The sequence below is a fragment of the Vibrio sp. 10N.239.312.C11 genome, from assembly GCF_041466065.1.
Lineage (GTDB): Bacteria > Pseudomonadota > Gammaproteobacteria > Enterobacterales > Vibrionaceae > Vibrio > Vibrio tasmaniensis_A.
Genome location: NZ_JBFSRZ010000031.1, coordinates 35,294 through 56,974 on the forward strand (window position 1 = coordinate 35,294; position 21,681 = coordinate 56,974).

Genomic DNA, 21,681 nt, shown 5'->3' on the forward strand with positions numbered 1-21,681 from the left:
AGAATCTAAGGTAAATATTTGAGGGCTTTGAGTAATACCAAGAGCTTATAGCTCTCGTAATACTCGGAATCCTAAGTAGTTAGCGGCAGTAGAAGGCGAAACGTACAGTTCAGCAAACACTTTTGCCTCTTCAGGAGAGAAGCTCCACGCGCCCCCTTTAGCGATGCCTTTTTGGGTTGCAGTCCATTCCCAAACGTTACCTACCATGTCGTAGAAACCCGTTGGCGTTGGCAAGAATGATTTAACAGGAGAAGTACTGACGTTTGACCACTGTGTACCAGACCAACCAGTATTAGCTCTACCTGAACGGAATTTGTTGCCCCACCAGAAGCTGGTATCTTGACCCGCTCTTGCCGCCGCTTCCCACTCTTGTTGTGTTGGTAGACGGTAAGTAAAGCCTGTTTTTTTAGATAACCAACGTGTGTACGCTTTCGCATCGCTTTGGCTGACGCATACAACGGGAGAGTTATCGACTTGCTTGAAACCAGGAGCTTTCCAGTCATTGTCTGACACAGTCGTGATTTCTGCATTCACGAAGGTATCACAAGTGTTCATCAGCTCTGCGTCTGTCTGATACCCCGTATTTTTCACAAATGCTTTAAAATCTTGAACACGAGTTGGGGTTGCCGCTAATGCAAATGGCTGTTTGATCGTGACTTGCTCAGCGTTATTTTCACCGAGTAGGTAAGTCCCAGATCCAACCACAATCATTTCTGGACTTTGAGCACCATTGCCCATTGGGTCAGCAAACTTAGTCCCCACATTCAGTGAGTTCTGCTTCGCTTGTAATACTGCTCTTAGGTTGTGATCTCGGGCTATTTTCAGCTCTTGGTGGAAAGAAAGGTAACCTTCTTTCTCAATCGTAACCATGTGCTGCCCAGTAGGTAACATCACTTCAACCGGAGTGCTGCCATAGTTCACACCATTGATAGAAACCTTGTCATTATATTGATTTGAACGAACCACCAAGTTAACCCATGCAACCTCTTTTTGTTGATCATCGGCTTGCAGATCGCTCTGATCGAAACAGTTTGAGGATTTAATACCAAGTAGGCGGCAAGGGGTGTTCTTATCTGGACGAGTTTCTAAATTCGCGGTAATCACGGCTCGGTAACGGTTATCTTCGGAGAAGCCAGATGATTTCACGCTGTGTTGCAGAACGTGAATATTCAAAGATGCAGACGCTAGGTGTTCTTTTACTATTTTTGATTCTGTCGCGTTGGATACAAGGCTATTTTGAAATTGTTTTACTGCTTTTTGAAGTGTCAAAGCCACCGTTTGGTCTGAACATTGAGCTAACGTCATGTCGCTGCTACAGCGGTTGGTAAAGCTAACGGTATGTTCTTGTGTTTGAGTAACCTCGCTTCTTAATCTCTCAGCTCTTGCTCTTAGTTTGTCTTGATTCAAATGGGCGATAGACATTTCTACAGCTGATTTTTCGGCTTTGATGGCCTCTAGTTCCATCACTAAGCTTTGAAGCTTTTGCTCTGAATCCGAAATCGTAAGCTTGTGCTCTTTTACCGATTTCCAGGCATCTTGAAAGCGGTTTTGAGCTGGTGAGATATCGAAATCTGGCTCATCAATCATGCGAGTGTAATCTTGCTCTAGGCTAGTTTTCGCCGTTGCGAGTTTTTGCTCTGATTGAGCTAATAACTTGGCTTGACGTGCCATTTGCTCTGCTTGGTTGTCGACTTGATTTTGTTTGTCCGCCATCTTCTTCTCGATAGCCGTTAAACTGGCATGTTCTTCGAAAAGAGAGCTTTCAATGTCGATGACTGATGACGTGATTGCTGGAGATGTCGCTTCAGCGAAAACAGCAGGCGTCATTAAGCATGGAGCAAGTGCAAATAATAGAGTAGGAAAACCTTGGCGCATGTTGGGCTACTTCAGTCGTAATTTAGGTTAATTGAATATTCTAACGAAAACGCCATTTCGTTTGAAGCTACTTTCTATAACTACAACAAGATGGCGAGTATTCATTCAGCTTTGTGAAATAGGCACGGCTATTTATATCAGGCTTAGCTTTATATATTTAGATTTCATTTTCTTTACTAGGAAGGAGTTTCACCCAAATAGTATCGCTGCCGTTGATAGTCACTGTGCGGTTGTATGACTCGTAACCTTCTTTTGAAATGGTTACTTGGTGACGACCGCTCGGTAGCGAAACCTCTAGGGGTGTGCTGCCGTATTTAATGCCGTTGATAGTGACTGAGTCATTGTACTGATCAGAACGTACCATCACGTTTGCCCACTGCTTGTCGCTCTTCTTTGTAACCTTAACGTCGCTGTCCGTTAAACAGTAGCGAGTTGAAACGTTCAATAAGTTACATGCTGCAATCGCTTCCGGTTTTGCTTGAAGTTGAGCTTGCATCTGCACAAAGTAAGAGTTGTTTCCAGAGAAACCGCTCTTGATTGCTTGGCTGTCTTGAACATGAATGTTCAATTGAACACCTTGTAAGTTTTGCTTCGCTAGCGTGCTTTCTGTGAGCTGTTCAAGTAATTTGCTCTTGAAGTTTTGTACTGCTTTCTGCTTCGTCAGGTGTTTACCTTGAGCAATACACTCACCCAGTGTCATTGTTGATGAACATGTGGTGGTGTAGCTCGTTTCAAGAACGGCACTTTCACGAAGTTCTGTTGCAATACGTTTAACGCGAGCTTCAACTTTTGATTCTTTCAAGTTAGCCAGCTCATTATTCAAACGAGCTTGCTTTTGCTTAATTTGAGAAAGGTAAATTTCGTTCTCATTCATCGCTTGCTGATTATCTAGCTGAGACGATTGATTCTCTTTAACCGCAGCCCAAGCATCTTGGTATCCTTTCTGAAAAGAAACCAGATCCGTTTCTGGATCGTCAAGTAAGCGACTGTACTGTTTGTCGAGTACAGATTTAGCTCGGTTACGTTTTGCCTTTAACTCTTCACCTTCACGTAACAACTTACTGTTCTGGTTTTGAAGTTGTTTTAAGGTCTCAGTTGCCGATACTTTGGTCGCTGAAATACGCTCAATATCTGAGTTTTTCTCTGTTAGCTTTGCATCGATAGCTGAAACGGGATCGACTTGATTCAGTTCTTCAGCTGATAACGATGCAGATACCCAAAGTGGGGATAGCGCAAGTAAAAGCGCTGAAATTCGAAAGTTAGTCATAGGTCCCTGCAACTTGTATATTTAAAATTGGCTCGTTAATAAAGTGTCTACTTCCTAGTTGTCAGTCACTAGTTATTAGCAATTAACACAGTACCCGTCTTTATACCGTTTTATTGCCCTCCAATCTACTCAAAAGCTAAGTTTCGGTACTTCGGATACACTTTTTACATATTTACACCGAAATAATTGAGCTATATAAGAAAATATTGTCGTTATGGTGTAGTCGTTTGGTTTCCATTTGTGACTTGCTTTGACTTTTGGTGTTCAGATTTATTTGCTCTTGGAACAAGGAAGAGTGGCCTAAATATTGGAAGGTTGACTTTACAAAGCCCGTAGTTTGGGCTCACTTGATCATACTTCCGGAGACATGATCACGTGGTTATCAATAATGATCTTTCTTTGAAGAAGAGAAAACAGAGAAAACAACTCTCATGATCATTTACAAATTCATCTTCTGCAGATTTCAGAGTATTATTCTTATCATGTCGACCTAAGTACTTTGCAGTCATGCCAAAACCTTTACCCTTTCCAAACCTAGACTTGTCTCCGCTAGGGCTTACAGGCCCCCGACCCGCGGAAATCATAACTTTGCCTTCGCATATGGACTGTCACGATCATCATTATTCGCAGGTGGTGATTGGTTTAAAAGGTCAGGCTGAATTTGAAGTGAGCGGTAAAGGCAATCTTGTCGGCCCAGGTCAAGGTTGTGTGGTAACGGCGAGCTCTGATCATGCTTTCGGTGGTGTGGTTGGCCAGTCGGACATCCTAGTACTCAATATGCCAGTGCCAACGGATGATGACCCTCTGATGCTAGAGAAGATCAATCAGTTAGAATCATCGAACGTCTACTTCCAATTAGACGCGCAAATTCAAAAGCTTATCCATATGTTGGTGCAAGAAATGCAGGCCAGTCCTAATGATCTGCTACTAAGCCGAGCCTGTAATGACACGGTGATCGCGCTGATGCAAAGACACATATCGGCATTCGAAACTCCGATTAAAGACTCGCGTTTTGATCTTGAGGCATTGGATCGCTACATTGAGCGACACCTCGCGAACAAGATCTCTGTCGCGCAGCTTGCAGGCAGTGTGTTTCTGGGTGAAAGCCAGTTCCACATGCTATTCAAAGATCAAATGGGCATTACCCCTCACCAGTACGTTCTTGGTAAGCGTATCGACCGATCTCGTCGTTTAATCGAACAAGGTAACCTCAGCCTTGGTCAGGTCGCTGAACTGGCTGGTTTCTCCGGTCAATCTTCCTTTACTCACACCTTTTCACGTCTTCAAGGCATGTCACCATCTCAATACAAAAAGCAAATTTCTGTTAAATAGTGAAACAAAACGGCATATTATTTTAAAGTTTCATATGTGACCTTGTGTTTGTTTTGTTAATAAAGCGAGTTTTTAGCAAAAAACTCGGAGTTTTTGACAAGTAATCCTTATATACTCTAAATACACTGCAGCCATTGTAGAGATCCCGGGCTAATTCCGGGTGTGAGATTAAGGAAAACGCATGTTTACAGCTACTGATGTGTTAAAGCCAGAATTCAACGAGCAGTCGCTTGCTGATCTATGGTCGCTTATCTCACCATTATATATGGTGGATGAAACCCAATGGCTAGAGCAACTTCTGCCGCTAGCTACCCCTTCTGAGTCAGAAAAGCAGCAGATCACAGACAAAACGACATCATTGATCGAAGCTATCCGTGCGGATAAGACTTCTATCCAGATGATCGATGCATTGTTGCTTGAATACAGCTTAGATACTCAAGAGGGCATCTTGCTAATGTGTCTGGCGGAAGCCTTGATGCGTATTCCTGATTCAGCAACCGCTGATGCTCTGATTCGTGACAAACTAAGCGTTGCGGATTGGAAATCTCACCTAAAGAATTCAGACTCAGTATTTGTTAACGCATCCACTTGGGGATTAATGCTAACAGGTAAGGTGGTTGGACTTTCATCTAAAGAGCAGAGTGCAGGTCAAGCGGTTAACCGTTTAGTGAACAAGCTTTCTGAGCCGGTAATTCGCAAAGCGATGCACCAAGCAATGAAGGTGATGGGTCACCAATTTGTTCTTGGCCGCAGCATTGCTGAAGCGCAGAAGAACGGTAAGTCTATGCGTGATAAAGGTTTTACCTACTCATACGACATGCTAGGTGAAGCGGCACTGACTACTGCAGACGCAAACAAATACTTCAAAGATTACCTAATGGCGATTGAAGCCGTAGGTCGAGACAACTATGTTTCTCCAGAATCGAAGGTCTCTTCAAAATCGAGCCCTGCGCCATCGGTATCTATCAAGCTTTCTGCGCTTCACCCACGTTATGAAGTGGCGAACGAAGAGCGCGTACTGACTGAACTTTGCGACACGCTAGAGCAGCTATTGCGCCGTGCAGTAGAGCTCGATGTTGCGATTACGATTGATGCGGAAGAAGCGGATCGCCTAGAGCTTTCTCTTAAATTATTCGAAAAACTGTACCGCACTGACCTTGTAAAAGGTTGGGGTAAATTTGGTCTGGTTATTCAAGCTTACTCAAAGCGTGCACTACCGGTTCTAGTATGGCTAAACCGCTTAGCGAAAGAGCAGGGCGATTTAATCCCGCTTCGCTTGGTAAAAGGCGCTTACTGGGACAGCGAAATCAAATGGTCCCAACAAGCTGGCTTTACTGATTACCCAGTTTACACACGTAAAGAAGCGACAGACGTAGCTTACCTTGCATGTGCGCGTTACTTATTGAGCCCAAGCGTTCGTGGCAATATCTTCCCGCAGTTTGCGAGCCACAACGCTCATACAGTTTCTGCTATTGCTGTCATGACCGACCATAAAGACTTTGAATTCCAACGCTTACACGGCATGGGTGATTCTCTGTACAACCATGCGATGGAAGCTTATCAACAGTCGGTACGTATCTACGCACCGGTTGGCAGCCATAAAGATCTACTGCCATATCTAGTACGTCGCTTGCTAGAAAACGGCGCAAACAGCTCGTTTGTCCACCGCCTAGTTGATGCGCGTTGCCCTGTGGCAGAGCTGACTCAACACCCTGTCGATATGCTTCTGGCGTTCGATACATTGCACAACACTAAGATTCCTCTGCCTCCAGCGGTTTTCCCTGAGCGTAAGAACTCTTACGGTGTGAACATTGATATTGAAAGCGAAGCGCATCAGTTTGAAGAGCAAGTAAAAGGCTTCTTAAACAATCAATGGACTGCGGGCCCTGTGATCAACGGTGAATCTCTTGCCGAAAGCATGATCAAGGCTGATCAGAGCGTTGAGCAAGTAACCGCACCTTACGATCGTCGTATTAATGTGGGTCAGGTGGCTTTCGCTAACCTTGATCATGTTTCCGCTGCGATCACCGGCGCAGACGCAGCATTCGCTGATTGGAGCGCGACTTCGGTTGAAACCAAAGCGGCTGCACTTGATAAGCTGGCTGACCTGATGGAAGACAACCTCGCTGAATTGGTGGCGATTTGTCATCAAGAAGCGGGTAAGACAATTCACGATAGTGTTGATGAAGTACGTGAAGCAGTCGACTTCTGTCGTTACTACGCAAAACAAGCTGACAATCTACAAGGTTTCGAACTAAAAGGTTTTGATGGCCAAACACGAATCGCTTCTCGACAAGGTCGTGGTGTGTTCGTTTGTATCAGCCCTTGGAACTTCCCTCTAGCCATCTTCCTTGGCCAAATTACTGCAGCACTAGTGGCGGGTAATACGGTTGTGGCTAAGCCTGCCGAGCAAACAAGCTTGATTGCTGCTCGTGCGGTTGAACTGATGAATGAAGCGGGCTTCCCTGCTGGCACCATTCAGTTACTACCGGGTCGCGGTGCTGAGATCGGCAGTGCACTAACAAGCCATGATGCGATTGCGGGCGTTGCCTTTACTGGTTCTACGCCAACGGCACAGCGTATCAATGTGTCATTAGCCACTCGTAACGCTAAGCCAGTTCCGTTTATTGCGGAAACAGGCGGCCAGAACGCGATGATCGTCGACAGTACTGCACTGCCTGAACAGGTAGTTCGTGATGTGATTCGTTCAGCATTCGCTTCAGCAGGTCAGCGTTGTTCTGCACTACGTGTGCTTTACATCCAAGAAGACATTGCAGACCGCGTGGTTGGATTGATTCACGGTGCAATGGACGAGCTGAGTGTTGGCATTCCACACCTTCATAAAACCGATGTTGGCCCTGTTATCGACCAAAACGCAAAACAGAAGCTAATGGCGCACTTAGAAAACATGACCAATACCCAGAAGAAGGTGGCTCAACTTTCTCTAGGTAGTGATTGTGAACATGGTGATTTTGTTCCACCAAGTGCTTTTGAAATTGATGACATCAACTGCTTGAAAGAAGAACAGTTTGGCCCAGTGCTACACATTGCTCGCTTCAAAGCGAGTGAGCTAGCGCAAGTGGTAGACCAAATCAACCAAACGGGCTTTGGCTTAACCATGGGTATCCACAGCCGTAACGAGACAACTTACCGTTGGATCGAAAAACACGTTCGTGTGGGTAACTGCTACATCAACCGTGACCAAGTGGGCGCCGTTGTTGGTGTTCAACCATTTGGTGGTCAAGGCTTGTCAGGTACTGGCCCTAAAGCGGGTGGTCCTCACTACCTATATCGCTTTACTGATGTTCATTTCTCTCAATCACAAGACAAGGCATAAGGAGCATTATCATGGTTCATCAAGTGACAGGTTTTTCTGATGCTTTGCTAGCGTGGGAACAATGGAATCTTACCGATTTTGATTACAAGAGTGCTCAGGTACTTGCGCTTAAATCAGAGATCGAAAGTCAATCTGCGCCTTTGGCGATGGTGGCGACTTATCATCTAGAGCAAGCGTCTGCACTGCTTTCTGAACATCACCTAATGGCAGGTCCTACGGGCGAAACCAATGAGCTATATGCCGCAGGTCGCGGTGTGGCTTTGGTGATTGTTGATGATTGCGAAGTGAAAGTGCCAGCGCTGCAAACTGCAATGGCTTTGATTACTGCCGCGCTATTGGCAGGTAACAGCGTCCAATTGTGCAGTGATGATGTGCAGTTCAATACCTTAGTTGCAGACGCAGCTAAGTCGGCGAACTTGCCAACTAACTTGGTGCAAGTTGCCTCGTATGACGCTGCTCAACAGTTGTTGTCTTGCGATGTACGTAGCGTGGGTTACGTAGGTAACTCGCAAACGGCACAAGCTATCAATTTACAGCTTGCTAAGCGTGACGGTGCAATCGTCGGTTTAGTAGCTGAAACGGATCTGGCGACAATGAATGTTGCTAATGATCCACACCTATCGCTGCGCTTCATTACCGAGCGTACGCGAACTATAAATATAACAGCCGTGGGCGGTAACGCGACCTTGCTCGAACTTGGAAGCGAAGCTCACTAACCTTCAGTAAAATTGGCTCTAAGCACTTTTGGTTTTTTCCATTGTTGGGTTTTCTCCATCTTTGGATTTAATTCATAGTGCATTGGAGCCTCAATACCTAACTCAATGCACTCGCTTGCCTTTACGGTGAGTGTCTTGCATTGAATTAGGCATGGAAGGCTTTCTACAAAATGAGGACTATCAAATGATAGAAAACAGTTTTGCAATAACGACGACGTTCATTGCGTATCTAATTATGATGCTAGCGATCGGTGTTATTGCTTACAAACGTACATCTAACTCAACAGACTACTTCCTAGGTGGTCGTTCGTTAGGCCCATGGCCTGCTGCACTTTCTGCTGGCGCATCAGACATGAGTGGTTGGTTGCTACTTGGCCTGCCAGGTTACGCTTACGCTGCTGGCTTTGAAGCATTTTGGCTTGCTGGTGGTCTACTTGTTGGTACTTGGGCAAACTGGTTAATCAGTGCAAAACGTCTACGTACTTACAGCATTACGACTGAATCACTGACGCTGCCTGAGTTCCTATCTCGTCGTTTCAATGATAATTCTAAGCTGATCCAAACAATTTCTGCTTTCTTTATCCTTTTATTCTTCCTTTTCTACACAAGTTCAGGCTTGGTAGCAGGTGGTAAATTGTTTGAAACGGTATTCGGCCTTGATTACACAACAGCGGTAATTATCGGTACAGTCTGTGTAGTTTCGTACACTCTGTTTGGTGGTTTCCTAGCGGTATCTTGGACTGACTTGGTTCAAGGTTTACTCATGTCTGCAGCGCTATTGATTGTACCAATCGCGGCAATGAACGGTGGCCTAGGTCAGCTTTCTAGCGACCTACACAACATCAACCCAGAGCTGCTAACGCTATGGAATGATGCGAAGGGTGAACCACTGTCTGCTATTGCGATCATCTCACTAGCGGCATGGGGTTTGGGTTACTTCGGTCAACCACACATCCTTGCGCGTTTCAAAGCAACACGTAGTAATAAAGATCTGACAACAGCGCGCCGCATTGCCGTTATCTGGACTGCACTGTCTATGATTGGTGCAATGCTTGTGGGTCTTGTTGGTCTAATCTATGTGACGAACTCTGGCGCACCTAAGCTAGACGATGGCGAGAAGATCTTCATGCTTCTTGTGAACGCGATGTTCCACCCAGTAATCGCCGGCATCCTACTTGCTGCCATTCTAGCGGCTATCATGAGTACTGCGGATTCACAACTTCTTGTTTCTTCATCTGCAATGGCAGAAGACCTGTATAAGCAAGTTTTGAAGAAAGACGCAACGTCAGAAGAGATTGTTCGTGTCGGCCGTTTCGCGGTTATTCTAATTTCTCTTGTTGCTCTTGTTCTGGCGATGACACCAGACAGCTCAGTACTTGGCCTTGTATCTTACGCATGGGCTGGTTTTGGTGCTGCATTCGGTCCTGCAATCGTATTAAGCCTATACTGGTCTCGTATGAACCGTAACGGCGCTCTAGCGGGTATCGTGGTTGGTGGTGTTACGATTGTACTTTGGAAGCAGTTCACGGGCGGTTGGTTCGATGTTTACGAAATCGTACCGGGAATCATCCTATCGACGCTTTCTATCGTTATTGTGAGTCTAATGACTGGTGAGCCAGAAGACGAAGTGAAAAAGCAACACGCTGAGTTCAAGAAGAACCTAGTTGAGCTAGACTAATTTACATTGTAAAACATATGTGAATTAGCAAAGAACATTAGCTAAAAAGCAATTGTAAAAAGAAATTGAAAAATAAAAGTAATAGAGTCCCTTCGGTGGCTCTATTTTTTTATCTGGGCACTACCTTTGTCTTATAGAAAATCAGTAGGATACAGGAGAAGCACGGCTGTTATGAGGTTTACAATGTAAATCGAAACCAAATGATAGAAGGGAAATAAATAGAAGATAAAGGCTTTTCATAGCGCTTGATGTCAAAAAATAACCGATAAAATGGCTATTTTTTGAACTTGGCGCTCACTTTTGTTATTAGCTCGGTGAATTATTACACTGAATTGGACATCATGTGTCAATTATCAGTAACCACTAAAGACCTATAGGACAAAGGTATGCCTGATCTCTATTGCAAAGGATGTAAAAAAACAACACTACATAAGTCTATAATGAAACGTTGTGAATCTGAGCCTGAGACAACCTCTGGCCGTATGATGCAATGGACGTCAAAGCTATTTAGTGGAAACCTGTATTACGACATGGAAACTCAACACTTCTGTCGAACGTGTAACTGTCGTTGTGAAACAGGAACTGCAGTTCCCCAAGTTGGTCTGGCTTAGATTGTAGTAAGTGCTTACTAACTTAGATTTAAAAACCTCCCTAATGGAGGTTTTTTCGTTTTTTATGCCGCTTTTAGTGAAGGTTCTGCCTCGACGACATTACCATCAATCTTAACTTCCCAGCCATAGTTTGAGTATTCACTTGCGAGTGCTTGGGCAACATCTTTTGATACCGTTACGTGTGTCCATGAACCGATTCCGTAAGGTTTATATGCGAGTTCTTGCGTTTTCATAATAGAGTCATCCTTTCTCTTTGAGAATTCTATTATTCACTTTGGCCTATATCCTTTCTTTCGTTTCTGGCTCAACTTATTTGTTAATCGGGTCATTTCTATAATAATTTGTTAATAACTGGAGTTTGATTTATAAGGGTTGTTATCGCTCCGTTCGGTTTTATATTTAACGTGAATAGGAATGGTCTATTTAGTTTTCTAAATGTGTGAGCAAGGTTTTCTTCGATTGCTCTTAGTATGGAATATACTGAGCGCAATCTAGAATGTTTAAGGAATATTATGTCTCAGCATCAACTCGATCGTATCGATAAAGAGATACTAAGAATTCTGCATATGAAAGGCCGTTTGCCCGTTGTTGAACTAGCGAAACAGGTCAACCTAACAACTTCACCTTGCTCTGATAGGTTGAAGCGATTGGAAAAAGTGGGCTACATCACTGGTTATCATGCTGAGCTTTGTTCAGAAAAGTTGGGGCTCGATGTCCAAGTGTTTATCCATATTCGCCTCGATCAAACCAGTTTTTCAATTTTTGATAAATTTGCCCAAGCGGTTGAAACGATGCCTGAAGTCGAAGAGTGCTATTCGCTGTCGGGGGATTTTGACACCATGATCAAGGTTCGAGTAAAAGACATGAAGGCGTACCAAGCGTTTATGGCAACGAAATTGGGTACCCTGCCAGGTGTGATTCAGACACGCAGCGAAGTGGTGATTGAAGAACACAAGAAGGGCTTTGGTGTTAACCCTGAGTTGTTGGCCACCATAAAATAGTGACCGGCTTTGCCTTACCAAGGTTATTTAGATATAAAAAATGGAAGCCAATAAGCTTCCATTTTTGTTGAACGTCAGATAAAGAGCAATCGGATAAACTTCTCCGCCTTACAGCGTAATTGCGGCAGAGATTAAACCAATCACACCGCCGAATACCCCACCCCAAACGACCAACCAACCAAGGTGTTTCTTGATCATGGTCTGAACCATCTCTTTAACCAGTTTTGGTGTCAGTTCATTCAAGCGCTGATCGATGATCGCTTCAATGTTCTCTTTGATTTCATCCATCATCGCAGGTGATTCAAGTTCATCCTTGATGGCATTTTTTACCGAATCACTCTTGCTGATTTCAATCACAGACTCTTGCATCTTCTCAACAAATGGCGCCTTCATTGGCTGTAGTGCTTCTGTGCCACCAACCATCGCCAACATGCCACCAAACTGTGAGTTTTCGATAACATGAACCAGTGAATCGAATGCTGGGTTAAAGTCGATCTTTTTAATTACGGGCTCTAGATTGAGCGATTTTCCGGTCATCTCACTGCTAAGGAAGCGGTCGATGTTACTTTCAGTAAAGAACTGTTCCATCATTAGTTGCTTGATTGCAGCCTTGAACTCTTCAAAGCGTGCTGGAATAACACCAGAACCGTATAAGCCGGGTACTTTTTCGAACAACATGTGAATCGCAAGCCAGTTGGTGATAGCACCAGAAAAGGCGAATAGGCCTGCATAAAGCAAGTATTGGTTTGCTGTCGCATAGCCGCCAGCAAGCAGTGCTAACGCAATAACGTTAGTTAAGACACTTTTGTTCATGGTTGATCTCTAGAAAGAATACTGCGCGCATTTTAAGAAAAAAACGCCAAGAAAAAAACAAAAGGATCGATGAAGTTTAAGAACCAATGAAAACAGACGAGAAAGGGCGAAGAATAACAGACATAAAAAAGGCTAGCCTCCCCCCGAAGTCTAGCCTTATTCCAGAACGCGCAAGCGAAGCGTCATTGCTGTTAATGTCATTATATGATTACGACATAACATTCTGCCATGTGTAATTTACCGCCAATTAACATTTTGGTGTGAATTACGCCGCACTTTTAAAATGGAATATAAATTAAGCGCTCGTTGTCTGTTCAAGATCATCACCAATAAAGCCACCAGTCTGGTGATTCCACAATTGAGCATAGATGCCATTTTGTGTAATCAGCTCTTGGTGCGTGCCTTCTTCGACGATATTACCTTGGTCGAGTACGATCAAACGGTCCATTGCTGCAATCGTCGATAAACGGTGTGCAATCGCGATAACGGTTTTGCCTTCCATTAGTTCAATCAAGCTCTCTTGTATCGCAGCTTCAACCTCTGAATCGAGAGCTGATGTTGCTTCATCTAGAACCAACAGCGGAGCATTCTTCAGAAGTACACGTGAGATAGCGACACGTTGACGCTGCCCACCAGAAAGCTTAACGCCACGTTCACCTACTTGAGCATCGTAGCCAACGTTACCAAACGGGTCAGTTAGCGTTTCGATAAACTCATGAGCGTGTGCCTGTTTGGTTGCGGCATACACTTCTTCATCTGTTGCCTCAGGACGACCGTAAAGAATGTTGTCTTTGATCGAACGGTGCAGCAGTGAGGTATCTTGAGTCACCATACCTATGTTGCTACGCAGAGAATCTTGAGTAACGCTCGAGATCTCTTGGTCATCAATCAGGATGCGACCACTTTCTACATCGTGGAAACGCAGCAGTAAGTTAACTAGGGTCGATTTACCTGCACCTGAACGGCCAACCAAGCCGACTTTTTCACCCGGTTTGATGTTGAGGTTTAGGTTGTTAATCACACCCTTATTTTCACCGTAGTTAAAGCTCACGTTGTCGAAGTTGATACCGCCTTGTGGAACGTCCAAAGGTTTCGCATCTTTTTTGTCTTCGATAGCAATGGGCTTAGACAGTGTTTTAATACCATCAATCACGGTACCTAGGTTTTCAAACAGACCACCTATTTCCCACATGATCCATTTCGACATGCCGTTAATACGCAGAGCTAAGCTGACCGCAATCGCAATTGCACCTACGGTGATCGCGTTGTCTAACCATAGGTAGATAGAGATACCCGCAATGCTGAACACCAACAAGTAGTTCGCGAATTCAACGCAGATGTTGAAGCCAGTAACCAAGCGCATTTGGCGATGGACTGTGTCTAGGAAGCCTTCCATGCCTTCTTCAGCGTACTCGGTTTCTCTTTTACTATGAGAGAAAAGTTTGACCGTAGCGATGTTGGTGTAGCTATCAACAATGCGTCCTGTCATCAGTGAGCGTGCATCCGCTTGTTCTGAAGACACGTCTTTCAGCTTTGGTACGAAGTGCAGTTGAATGCCAACGTAAATGAACAACCAAATCAACATTGGAGCCATTAAGCGCCAATCCGATTCCGCGAGCATGAACAGCATCGCTGTAAAGTAAACCGTCACGTAAACAAACACATCAACCATTTTGGTCACGGTTTCACGTACCGCGAGCGAGGTTTGCATCACTTTGGTCGCGACACGTCCGGCGAAGTCATCTTGATAAAAGGACAGGCTTTGCTTCAAAAGGTAGCGGTGCGCTAACCAACGAATCGACATTGGGTAGTTGCCCAGCAAAGTTTGGTGAAGCAGTAGTGAGTAAACACTGATCAAGATTGGCATCACGACCAACAGCAGAACGCCGAGCCCCATCAGTGTCGACTCGTTGTCTGCTAAGAAAGTGTCCGGGTTGCTGGTTGATAGCCAGTCAACCAGTTGACCCATGTAACCGAACAGCGCAACTTCGATGATCGCGATGGTCATGCTCATCAATCCGAGCAAGATCAACGGCTTTTCAAAACCTCGTGTGTAATGGCGGCAGAATGCCAGTATTCCAGTAGGAGGTTGTATCGGCTCTCCCTTTGGAAAGGCTTCAGTAAAGCCTTCAAATTTCTTGTACATAGTTTTCCCTTTATAAGCTACTGCATCTTTGATGCTAGAGCATCGTGATGTGCAGCTTTGTTTTTATAGTCTTGATTTGAATTTTTCAGTTTTAGTTTGAAATTATATAAGTGCCAACGCGTTCTTATAAGTATTAAGCCATTCGATAGATTTTTGTTTAGTTCTTATGTAAGTACTTGGTTTAAGCGACACAGAACACTTCCAAAGAGTGTCTTTCATGAAGCTAATTTTAGATTGAATTAGACAGGAAAAGTTAAGCTTATTTCAAACGTAATTGATGGTTATGCAACGGTGATAATCCTAACGTTAAATGGATTAAATTGTAATCAAAACTCGTGTGGAGTTGAAAAATGAAATGAGAATATTTATCCAGTAAATTCTTTAACGAATATGCATACAGTTGGTTCTTTCTGATGTGCTGTTATCTTGCAGTAAAAATTACCGACTAATCTAAAATTCGCAGTAATTACTTGGGATAAATATTCAAATCATTGTGATTTTCAGTGAATTTTGTCGTAACAAGTTGTTTACAATTCTGAGGTAAATAAAAGATAGGGACGGTTAAAATGTTAAACCTACACAAAAAATCACTGCATATTACTAATGTTCAAAACGCAAATTGCGTTGTTATGGTGCCGCCAAAAGAATTTAAATTTAACGAAGAAACAGCCCGTGATAACGAGTTTCAGCACAGAGTCGATCTGACTGAAGCTGAGGTAAAGTTAGAAACGATGGCCGAGTTTAAGGCTATGGTGGTTTCGCTACGTAAAGAAGGTGTGCAAGTTGTAGAGTTTGATTATCCGGAACTGGGTGTTGAAACCCCTGACGCAGTGTTCCCAAACAACTGGTTCAGTACTTGTAGTGATGGAAGCCTATTCACTTTCCCAATGGCGTGTGAAAACCGTCAAAATGAAGTTAAGCCGAATGCACTTATTGAAGCGTTGGAAGCGTCTGGTCGCATTGTTAATCACAGTGAGTCTATGGAGTCGTACGTTGCTCAAGGTTCTTATCTAGAGAGCACAGGCGTGATGGTGATCGACCATATCAACAAGACCATTTATGCTGCGCTTTCACAACGTTGTGACCGCGAAGTATTGGAAGATTACGCGAAGCGCATTGGCTATTCTCGCGTGGTCTCGTTCCAAACGGCATTACCGTCTGGTCAACCGATTTACCATACCAATGTGATGATGGCGATTGGCGATAATTTCTGCGTGATCTGTGATGAAGTGATCCCAGAGTTTGAGCGCCGCTTTGTTGTGAAGTCTCTTGCCAAAGACAAGCAAGTTATCTCTATCTCAATCGATCAGATGAATCGTTTTTGTGGCAACATCCTTCAGCTTGAAACTGTGAATGGCGACAAGGTGATCGCGATGTCTCAATCGGCTTACGATGCGTTTTCTCCAGCTCAGTTAGCTCAGCTTTCGACACACGGTAAGCTACTACCATTTAACGTGAAAACGATCGAAGACATCGGCGGTGGTTCGGTGCGATGCATGTTGGGCGAGGTGTTCTTACCAACCCGAGTGAATCGTCTGTAGCAAGTATAGAAAGTATAGCAAGCGCTCATTTCCAGTAATGGATCTTCGAATACCACTCTTATCGCAGAGTGGTATTTTTGTTTTTATCTATCATAAATAAGAGAACAAGAGCTCAATACAGGAGTCAACGCGTAAAAGCTACTGAACAAAGCTATGAAGCGTCCTTAAAAGCTCTGTGTTCAATGAACTGAGCCGACAGTGTTACGACTTCCTTGGAGTAGACAAGCGCAGTGTGGTTGAGTTTGAGGGCGTAAGTATCAGTGGCTCCTCTCAGGTTGGCGTCTTCGAGAGTGACCGTACCATCCCCTGGGTTTCTTCCCAGAACAATCCGTCCTACTCCGGCGTCGTAGGTACCCGTAATTACGCCAATCGGCACATCAATATCGTAGTCACCCAAGCCATCGCTTAAAATCATTTTGCTCGAACCAAATATAAATCCAAGCCCATGATTAGACAGTGTTTTGGCGATGGTTGCCCCATTGTGCGGAGTGCCTGCTGTAATAATGCAGGTGTCGGCGAAGTGTGGTTGGTAGAATTTAAAGTAATGACGAATCAGCAAGCCACCCAGTGAGTGACCGAAAAAATAGACCTCATCATACTCATTAAAACGAGCATTCACGAAACGATTGAGACGTTTGGCTGCAGAAGGGAAACGCAGCGAGTTGTAGGCAAACTTGTGCGTTGTAAAGCCGCGTTTTTTGAAGTTTCTATCCAGATATTGCATGATCAACGCAGGCATATATAGACCATGAATTAAAACTATATGTTTGTTTTTATTATTCATTTTTGTCCTCCGTCTGATGATGCCCCCAGTATATTTAGTCGCAAATCTAAACTCAATAAAACTTGCGGCTAATGGGACACAAAAGACAGAGCCTTCGCTATAGAAAGAATGTGCGTTATAGACAAAGAGTGGGTTACTCTGATCTCACTCCTCCATACACATCAATCGTTAACCCACCTTGTTTGGCATAGGTATTCGGTGTTAGGCCTGTTACCTTATTGAAGCTTCACTTTTTGCTTCAGGTTCAACCAAAACCTTTATCACGCCTTTTTGTAAAATCAGGTTGTTGGGGTAGGTGATAATGTTACCCGAACTGTGTCGAAGAATAACGTGGAACATGGTGATATCGATGATCACACCGCTGATGTCTTCGTCTTTCTCCGCGACTCTTACTCTGTCGCCAATGCGATAAGGGAAGACAAAAAATATTAGTACGCTGGCTGTGAGGTTACTTAGAATGGACCATTGCGCGAATAAAGCGACACCCAGCACCGCAAATATGGATGATAAGAACAGCGAAATATCACCAAAACCCAAGTTAAGAACAATCGTAAACACAGCGATGAAGAGTAGAAACAGAACAATATTGAAACACTTAATCACGAACTGCTTTCGCTTCAATTCGACGCGCTTATTTTCCGCTAATGTTTCTATCCAGTTTTTCCCCAAGCGTTTTATCACCCAATACACAGTGATAAGAAGTAAACCTAAACCCACTTGTTTAAGCCACATATTGGATTGCAAAAACTCAACCATTAAATAAACCTCAATTTTTTCAAAATAATGACCTCTGCCGCTATGACCACGAGCAGCCCAACGCAAAATAGTGGGAATGCTATTGGGTTATCTGTTCCGGGTATTCCTGCAATATTGACACCCAGCAAACCGGTGAAAAACCCAGCAGGGAGGAAAATACCTGCAATGATAGAAAATAGGTACGTATTTCTATTCATTTTTTCAGCTTGTTGCTGACTTAGGCTCGCTAAAAATACATTAATTTGTTCGATGTAAAACTCAACAGACTCATTAATTCTCAGGATGGTATCAAGGCTGTTCTTTATATGACTGTTGTGCTTACTCAGTGGTGCAGGCAGGTCACTCATTAAATCCTCAAAAACGTATTTCTGTGGCTTCAAATAACGCCTTAGTCTAAGTAGCCTTGAATGCAGAGCGTTAATGGATCTTATGTCGATATTGGATGTAGATTCTAACTCGTCAATTAATAGTTCGACGGGTACTAGGAAGGTTGAAATACTGTGGTTGATTCCACGTATCATGCCCAGTAATACATCAGGTAATGATGTCGGGCCTTGATTTTGTTTGAGATCAGATATCAGATTACTGACCGCTTTTGAAGGAACTTTACGTGTCGATATTAAAGTGCCTTTGTACCATAAGATGCGTAGGCTAAGCATGTCGTCAGGGTTAGCACCTTCGTTTAGATTAATACCTCGCAGAATCATCAAAAAACAGTCGTGGCCAAACTGTTCGAACCGAGGACGGGTGTCATCGGTGAGTAATGAATCGATGATGGCATTTGGAACCGTATTACTGTGGAGCCATTCTCTCAAACCGTCAGCATCTCTTTGGCAGTGATACCAAGTTGATTGCTCGAATGAGGCTGGGCTGGTGGTGTGTTCATGTGCCACACCCTCAGAAAATTGCCAGCTTGAAATTATGAAAGCGTCCATTCATTTGTCCTTAATGATATGACGTAAACATTGATATTGTGGCGCCATTCAGGTGCCGTATTGAACTGAGCTTAATCGTGGTAAATTCAATGAGCGATGTGAGTGAGATAAAGCCTAATAAGACAGGTTGGTCTTTGGAGTACGACGGACTCTTCCATTATTGTGTCTATTAAATGTAGCTCATTGTTTCGTCGTTATAAATTAGCACTCTGGCTCCATGTTAGCGACGAAAAAAAAGAAAAGACCGAGGTCTTTTCTTTATAGGGGAAGTTGAGGAGAGCTTGTTCAGGCAACTCGAGTTTTCCGATGGTTTACATAAGCAAAAACACTACCGACACGCAGCAAAAATGTCTTGGTTTTCTCGGTATTCTTTGGTTTGTACATCCATTAGGCCGAGTAAAGAGTCGAACAGGTTGTCTTGGGAGAAGCTCTGTTCTTTGCCTGCCTTTCTTAAGCAGGTCTGGTTTATCCCTTTCTGCTCGGCGAAACCATCAGACATCCACATGATCATAGGCACATGGGTTTGCTCTTTCGGTGCCAATGAATAAGGCATGCCGTGTAAGTAGACGCCATTTTCTCCCAATGATTCTCCGTGATCGGAAATGTACATCAGCGCGACATTGTACTTATCGGTGAGTTTCTCTAGCTTTTGAATAGCCTGTGAGAGAAAGAAATCTGTGTACAAGATGGTGTTGTCGTAGGTGTTTACCACTTGCTCTTTGGTGCAGTTTTCAATATCTGCACGAGGGCAATCAGGCGTAAATTTCTTATGTTCTTCTGGATAACGCTCAAAGTACGTTGGGCCGTGAGACCCCGAAATATGATAGAAAATGATGCTATCTTGTTTAAGATCTTGAGTATCTTGTTCGAAGTTCTCTAGCATGGCTGTGTCATAGCACACATCTTTATTACACAGCGGGTCGCTGTCTTTGGCGACGAGCGTCATCTCTTTGATTCGATGTGCGACCGCCTTGTCTCCCCCATCATGCTCTCGCCAGATAGAGTGAATGCCCGCGCGGTTCATCATGTCGACCACGTTATCTTGGTTGTAGGCTTTGTCGCGATCGTAGTTGCTGCGATTCATGTTCGAGAACATACATGGCACAGAAACCGCGGTGGCTGTTCCGCACGACTGAACATCAGAGAAAAATATCGGGTTGTAAGGCTTGGTATGAGCGTTGGTTTCTCTCTCATAGCCATGATATTGGTAGTTGTACACGCGTGCGGTTTCACCAAGAACAAACACTAATAATGTTGGTTTGGTTGCCGCTTTGGCTTGTGCTGTTTGCTTCGCATCTAACCCTAACTCTTGATAAGGGATGGGCTGTTTTATGTAGGTGTTATTGATATATTTAACCGTTGATGACACATACTCGGTCGGGATGATCATCTTTTTGATGTGCGAATGATTACGACCAATCGATACGTAATCTTTGTAGAAAAGCCCGGCAATAATGGCAATGACGATCAAGGAAGAGAGCAGTCCAATCAATTTCCAGACAAAGAAATCTTTCCAAGATTCTTTTTCAAGTTTGGTGAACAACAGGATGATCGATGGAATAACGCCCATGGATAGTAACCATAAGATCGAGTGGCCACTGATATAGCTAGCTGCTTCACCACTATTGGTCTCGAATACGTTTTCTATCATCCCGTAGTCTACATAGATGCCGTAATTGAACATGCTGTAGCTGACTAAGGTTGAGGTGATCAGTAATAAGATGAAAAACGGTTTGGAGAATATCGGCCAATTAAAGACTTGGAAGATGAAATTAAAAGCAGCAAGGAAGAAGAACGGGATGGATACAAGAAACGCGACACTTTCAGACTTTGATGCCTGAACAATACTAAACAGTTCTAGGGAGAGAGGGATGTTGATGACAAGCAGATAATACACAGCCAACACAAAGGGCAGCTTGTTTATCGACATGTTTAAGCTTGGTAGATTCATAGGTCTTTTTTCCTGCGTATCTTATCTCTTTATTTTAGTCTCCCTATCAAGAAAGCTCTAATATCAACGCATAAAGATCGAGAAGTGATGGTGAGTGATAACCGGCTAAAGTGAAATGGCTCGATAGGGTGTATAGATACAAAAATTCACTTTACTGTGCTGCCTTATCATAGGGCAGAGTAGCAAAGTGAATTTGAGTTATTTACTTACAACGTGGCCGTGAGGAACACATTAGAAGTTGTATGAACCACCGAAGCTAACACTGTTGAATGCTAGTGTGTGGTCATCGTTTTTGAGAGAACCTTGATAGGAATAGTCATCAACACTCACCGCGTCAGCTTGTGAAATAAGGCGAAGTGTTAAGTGTTCAATCGGCGTGTATTCAACACCGACGCCAAAGTGGAAGCCAGTACCGCTGTCGTCCCCATAGTTTGCCGCTTGGTTCGCGTGAAGGTCAACAGAGCTTAAACCAGCCAACACGAATGGACGAATAGTGTTGTCAAACGTATAACCGATATTCGCTGATGCGGAAATAGAGGTTGGCGAGAGTTTTTCTGCGCCATTTTTGTAATCTGCATAATCGTTGTAGCCAAGCTCTACGCCAACAATACGGTTGAATTGGTAACCACCGTATAGGTTATAACCCATACCATCTGAATCTAAATTACCGTGACCATCTGTATCGGAGTCTTGATAGACACTAAGTCCACCACCTACATACGCGCCACCATCTGTGCTTGCTGCAAAAGTTGGAAGTGAAACTAAACCGATTAAGCCGAGTGCTAATACTGATTTTTTCATGATAATACCTTGTTTACTCATCCTGTGATGTAAATCACGGTATCGCTGACGAATGATTTATAAAACCCTCACAAATGAAACCTAATGCCGATCGTTTAAGAAGACTTGAACGATCTTGCAGTTAGCAGATAATCCCC

17 protein-coding genes and 1 pseudogene are annotated in these 21,681 nt (G+C 43.8%); 7 read left to right on the forward strand and 11 right to left on the reverse strand.

The annotated features are described in order from the left end of the window. Positions 1-45: 45 nt before the first annotated feature. Together AB6D07_RS14190 and AB6D07_RS14195 are read right to left on the reverse strand one after the other, a co-directional pair. The gene (locus AB6D07_RS14190) at positions 46-1,875 is read right to left on the reverse strand and encodes a formylglycine-generating enzyme family protein (protein ID WP_017102247.1); all 1,830 of its coding nucleotides are present in this window, start codon (positions 1,873-1,875) and stop codon (positions 46-48) included. Between the two features lie 157 nt (positions 1,876-2,032). Then, positions 2,033-3,142, reverse strand: a complete 1,110-nt coding sequence (locus tag AB6D07_RS14195; protein ID WP_009846003.1) for a PEGA domain-containing protein — start codon at positions 3,140-3,142, stop codon at positions 2,033-2,035. A gap of 507 nt (positions 3,143-3,649) precedes the next feature. Here AB6D07_RS14195 and AB6D07_RS14200 point away from each other — a divergent pair. The 5 genes from AB6D07_RS14200 to AB6D07_RS14220 all read left to right on the forward strand — a co-directional run bounded on the left by AB6D07_RS14200 (position 3,650) and on the right by AB6D07_RS14220 (position 10,816). Then, a complete protein-coding gene (locus tag AB6D07_RS14200; RefSeq protein WP_017102248.1) occupies positions 3,650-4,474 on the forward strand; it encodes an AraC family transcriptional regulator in 825 nt (274 codons plus the stop codon). 181 nt (positions 4,475-4,655) lie between these two features. After that, complete coding sequence (gene putA, locus AB6D07_RS14205) at positions 4,656-7,811, forward strand: bifunctional proline dehydrogenase/L-glutamate gamma-semialdehyde dehydrogenase PutA (protein ID WP_017102249.1); 3,156 nt, start codon at positions 4,656-4,658, stop codon at positions 7,809-7,811. Positions 7,812-7,822: 11 nt separating this feature from the next. After that, the gene (locus tag AB6D07_RS14210) at positions 7,823-8,527 is read left to right on the forward strand and encodes a 1-pyrroline-5-carboxylate dehydrogenase (protein WP_017102250.1); all 705 of its coding nucleotides are present in this window, start codon (positions 7,823-7,825) and stop codon (positions 8,525-8,527) included. A 187-nt stretch (positions 8,528-8,714) separates the two neighbouring features. After that, the gene (gene putP / locus AB6D07_RS14215; protein ID WP_029222791.1) at positions 8,715-10,205 is read left to right on the forward strand and encodes a sodium/proline symporter PutP; all 1,491 of its coding nucleotides are present in this window, start codon (positions 8,715-8,717) and stop codon (positions 10,203-10,205) included. A 440-nt stretch (positions 10,206-10,645) separates the two neighbouring features. After that, a complete protein-coding gene (locus tag AB6D07_RS14220; RefSeq protein ID WP_017097212.1) occupies positions 10,646-10,816 on the forward strand; it encodes a hypothetical protein in 171 nt (56 codons plus the stop codon). 62 nt (positions 10,817-10,878) lie between these two features. Here the strand turns inward: AB6D07_RS14220 and AB6D07_RS14225 are convergent, their stop codons facing one another. Next, positions 10,879-11,049, reverse strand: a complete 171-nt coding sequence (locus AB6D07_RS14225; RefSeq protein WP_009845996.1) for a hypothetical protein — start codon at positions 11,047-11,049, stop codon at positions 10,879-10,881. Between the two features lie 279 nt (positions 11,050-11,328). Between AB6D07_RS14225 and AB6D07_RS14230 the strand changes: the two genes are divergently transcribed. After that, complete coding sequence (locus AB6D07_RS14230; RefSeq protein WP_009845995.1) at positions 11,329-11,817, forward strand: Lrp/AsnC family transcriptional regulator; 489 nt, start codon at positions 11,329-11,331, stop codon at positions 11,815-11,817. 108 nt (positions 11,818-11,925) lie between these two features. Here the strand turns inward: AB6D07_RS14230 and AB6D07_RS14235 are convergent, their stop codons facing one another. Next, on the reverse strand, positions 11,926-12,630 hold the full coding sequence (locus tag AB6D07_RS14235) for a DUF445 family protein (protein ID WP_017100472.1): 705 nt from the start codon (positions 12,628-12,630) through the stop codon (positions 11,926-11,928). Positions 12,631-12,925: 295 nt separating this feature from the next. Next, positions 12,926-14,776, reverse strand: coding sequence for an ABC transporter ATP-binding protein (locus AB6D07_RS14240; RefSeq protein WP_017102251.1), 1,851 nt, complete (start codon positions 14,774-14,776; stop codon positions 12,926-12,928). A gap of 566 nt (positions 14,777-15,342) precedes the next feature. On the opposite strand from AB6D07_RS14240, the gene AB6D07_RS14245 reads away from it, so the two are divergent. Next, on the forward strand, positions 15,343-16,317 hold the full coding sequence (locus AB6D07_RS14245) for an arginine deiminase-related protein (RefSeq protein ID WP_009845992.1): 975 nt from the start codon (positions 15,343-15,345) through the stop codon (positions 16,315-16,317). Between the two features lie 151 nt (positions 16,318-16,468). Here AB6D07_RS14245 and AB6D07_RS14250 read toward each other — a convergent pair whose 3' ends face one another. The 6 genes and pseudogenes from AB6D07_RS14250 to AB6D07_RS14275 all read right to left on the reverse strand — a co-directional run bounded on the left by AB6D07_RS14250 (position 16,469) and on the right by AB6D07_RS14275 (position 21,544). Further along, on the reverse strand, positions 16,469-17,101 hold the full coding sequence (locus AB6D07_RS14250; RefSeq protein WP_009845991.1) for a triacylglycerol lipase: 633 nt from the start codon (positions 17,099-17,101) through the stop codon (positions 16,469-16,471). A 133-nt stretch (positions 17,102-17,234) separates the two neighbouring features. Further along, positions 17,235-17,318: pseudogene (locus AB6D07_RS14255) on the reverse strand (AraC family transcriptional regulator); the annotation flags it as partial. Then, complete coding sequence (locus AB6D07_RS14260; protein WP_017100470.1) at positions 17,312-17,857, reverse strand: mechanosensitive ion channel domain-containing protein; 546 nt, start codon at positions 17,855-17,857, stop codon at positions 17,312-17,314. The pseudogene AB6D07_RS14255 and the gene AB6D07_RS14260, both read right to left, overlap by 7 nt. After that, on the reverse strand, positions 17,857-18,792 hold the full coding sequence (locus AB6D07_RS14265; RefSeq protein ID WP_017084933.1) for a CorA family divalent cation transporter: 936 nt from the start codon (positions 18,790-18,792) through the stop codon (positions 17,857-17,859). The genes AB6D07_RS14260 and AB6D07_RS14265 overlap by 1 nt, the downstream gene beginning before the upstream one ends. A 328-nt stretch (positions 18,793-19,120) precedes the next feature. Further along, the gene (locus AB6D07_RS14270) at positions 19,121-20,743 is read right to left on the reverse strand and encodes a phosphoethanolamine transferase (RefSeq protein ID WP_017102252.1); all 1,623 of its coding nucleotides are present in this window, start codon (positions 20,741-20,743) and stop codon (positions 19,121-19,123) included. A 231-nt stretch (positions 20,744-20,974) separates the two neighbouring features. Next, the gene (locus tag AB6D07_RS14275) at positions 20,975-21,544 is read right to left on the reverse strand and encodes a porin family protein (RefSeq protein WP_371701267.1); all 570 of its coding nucleotides are present in this window, start codon (positions 21,542-21,544) and stop codon (positions 20,975-20,977) included. Positions 21,545-21,681 lie beyond the last annotated feature (137 nt).